Origin of the sequence: Streptomyces sp. sk2.1 (assembly GCF_008120935.1) — a bacterium.
Taxonomy (GTDB): domain Bacteria; phylum Actinomycetota; class Actinomycetes; order Streptomycetales; family Streptomycetaceae; genus Streptomyces.
In genome coordinates, this window is sequence record NZ_RDBO01000055.1 from 301,686 (window position 1) to 303,853 (window position 2,168).

A 2,168-nucleotide genomic window follows, 5' to 3' on the forward strand; every position below is an offset into this window, starting at 1 on the left:
CCCGCATCCCGACCACCCGGCCGAACCCCCGCGGGGCCGACGGACCCCGACGGCTCCGGCCTCGCACGACCGGGCGGGTCACAGCACGGCGGCGGGGCGCGCGGGGTGGTGGAAGACCTGGTCGGTGTGCCAGTCGCGGTGGGCGTCGGCGACGGGGCGGACGCCCGGCCGGGGGCCGATGAGCGGGCGGCCGGCGAGCGCGAGGACGTGCTCGCGGGCGACGGTGCCGCGGCCGGCGAAGCCCTGCGAGACCAGGATGCGGTGGTCCTCGCCGACGCCGAGGGCGCCCTTGTCGAAGAGCTTGTGGTGCAGCGAGCACAGGCACAGCCCGTTGTCGACGTCGTCCGGCCCGTCAAACGCCCACCAGCGCACATGGGCGGCCTCGAGCCCGACCGGGACCGTGCCGATCATGCCGTCGTACCCGCAGAAGGCGCACCGGTACTCGTACGCGGTCAGGACCGTCTCCCGCATCCGCCGGTCCCGTTGCCTGCGGGCGGCCAGGAGGCGTCCCGCCCCGGCCTCCTCCGGCTCCAGACCGACGGCCTCGCAGAGCTCGCCGTGGAGCGAGGGCGGGAAGTTCAGGTCGAGCAGCACCCGCGCCATCCGGCCGAGCAGGGACGGCTCCCGCCGCAGGGCCGCCCGCAGCTCCGGCGCCAGCCGCCCGGCGGCACCCGTCGCCCGCAGCTCCCCGACCCCGGACCCCGGGCTTCCAGGACCGCGTTCGGTGCGCACCTCCCACACCCCGTCACTCACCAGATGGTGGAAGGGATAGGAGGGCGACGTCCGGCGCCCCGGCCCGTACTCGGCGAGCAACCGCCGCAGGTCCTCCTCCACCGCGCTGTACCGCAGTTCGCCGTCGGCATCCTGCTGGAACCGCCCGAGCGCGTACAGGAGGAGCAGCGGTTTGTGCGGGGCCCGTGTCCCGTTCCTCGTCCACTGCCTCAACTGCGCGGTGCGTTCGGCCCAGTCCATGACCGGCGATCGTAGCGGCGCCCGCGGACCTGGGGCCGTCACGGATCTTTCGCGCACGCGGACACCGCCTCCGGCAGGCCGGTGAAGTCGGTTCTCAGCGGGCCGAGACGCTCCAGGCCGGACAGCGTGATGGTCTTCTGGATCCGGCAGCGCTCGTCCAGGACTCGGGTGGGCAGGACGTAGAAGATCCATTGGTCGAGGTGGAGGGGATCGAGCGTCTGTTTGTCCCGGTGATGCAGCAGACAGAAGACGTAGACGTCCGAGCGGCGAAGCACTTCGGCCGAGGTGACACCGGTCCGGGCGTCCCAGCCGGAGGCCGGGGCGATGTCGAACGAGACTTTCGACAACCGGGACTGCGCCCATGACTGCAGGTAGGCCGCCGACTTCACCTCGATGCGCCACTTCTCGGGTGTGCGGATGTCGACCGTGTCCCATTCCGTACGGGTACCGGCGGCGGAGCCCAGTGCCGTGGCCACCAGGTACTCGGCCAGGACGCCACGCATGGTGTTGTTGGCCAGGTCGGAGCACGCCCAGCTCCAGAAGTCGGCGAGCTCACCCACCGTCTCGCCCTTGACCCGTATCGGCTCGCTGCCGCTTTTGCGTGTCACGGCCAACGGACCGAGATCGGCACTCATGCTGTCCTCCGGGCGACGGGGTGAGGTGCCAAGCCTGTCAGTGATGGTGGGACCGGGGGTCGGATACGACGGTTGTGCCGCATGACATCGGCATGTCTCACCGCTCGTCGATACAGGCCACCCCTTCGACGGGGCACGAAATCCGTACACGCTCGAGCGGCTGTCGGCTCCGCGTGACCGAGGGCAACGGGAGAGGCCCCGGCTGCTGACCGCCCGAGCCATCGGCCTCGCCGGCGGACGCCAGGGGAAGCCGTCCATGAAGGCATTGCGGACCACCGGGGCGGCGAGGCCTGAGACAACGTCGAAGGGCCCCACCGCGAACGGTGGGGCCCTTCGACAACGTGCCCGGTGAGGCACTGGCGGAGGATACGAGATTCGAACTCGTGAGGGGTTGCCCCCAACACGCTTTCCAAGCGTGCGCCCTAGGCCACTAGGCGAATCCTCCGCCGCAAACAATACAAGACGTTGAGGGGTGCTTGCGAACCTGTTGCCCTCAAGATCGTTCCGGGGGTCCTCCGGAGGCTTCCGGACGGTCGGGGAGGGTGGGGAGGTGGACCGGTG

General features: G+C 70.8%; 2 protein-coding genes and 1 tRNA gene. All 3 read right to left on the bottom strand.

Annotation, left to right across the window (positions count from 1 at the left end; all coding sequences use genetic code 11):
* Positions 1 to 78: 78 nt before the first annotated feature.
* Positions 79 to 972, bottom strand: coding sequence for a phosphorothioated DNA-binding restriction endonuclease (locus EAO76_RS18625; RefSeq protein WP_148837061.1), 894 nt, complete (start codon positions 970 to 972; stop codon positions 79 to 81).
* Positions 973 to 1,010: 38 nt separating this feature from the next.
* A complete protein-coding gene (locus EAO76_RS18630; RefSeq protein WP_148837062.1) occupies positions 1,011 to 1,607 on the bottom strand; it encodes a hypothetical protein in 597 nt (198 codons plus the stop codon).
* A 357-nt stretch (positions 1,608 to 1,964) separates the two neighbouring features.
* Positions 1,965 to 2,052: transfer RNA gene (locus tag EAO76_RS18635), tRNA-Ser, on the bottom strand.
* Positions 2,053 to 2,168: the final 116 nt, after the last annotated feature.

Bases quoted from the DNA above. Each gene is read 5' to 3' on its own strand.
- EAO76_RS18630 (WP_148837062.1), bottom strand. From the start codon at position 1,607: ATGAGTGCCGATCTCGGTCCGTTGGCCGTGACACGCAAAAGCGGCAGC.
- EAO76_RS18625 (WP_148837061.1), bottom strand. From the start codon at position 972: ATGGACTGGGCCGAACGCACCGCGCAGTTGAGGCAGTGGACGAGGAAC.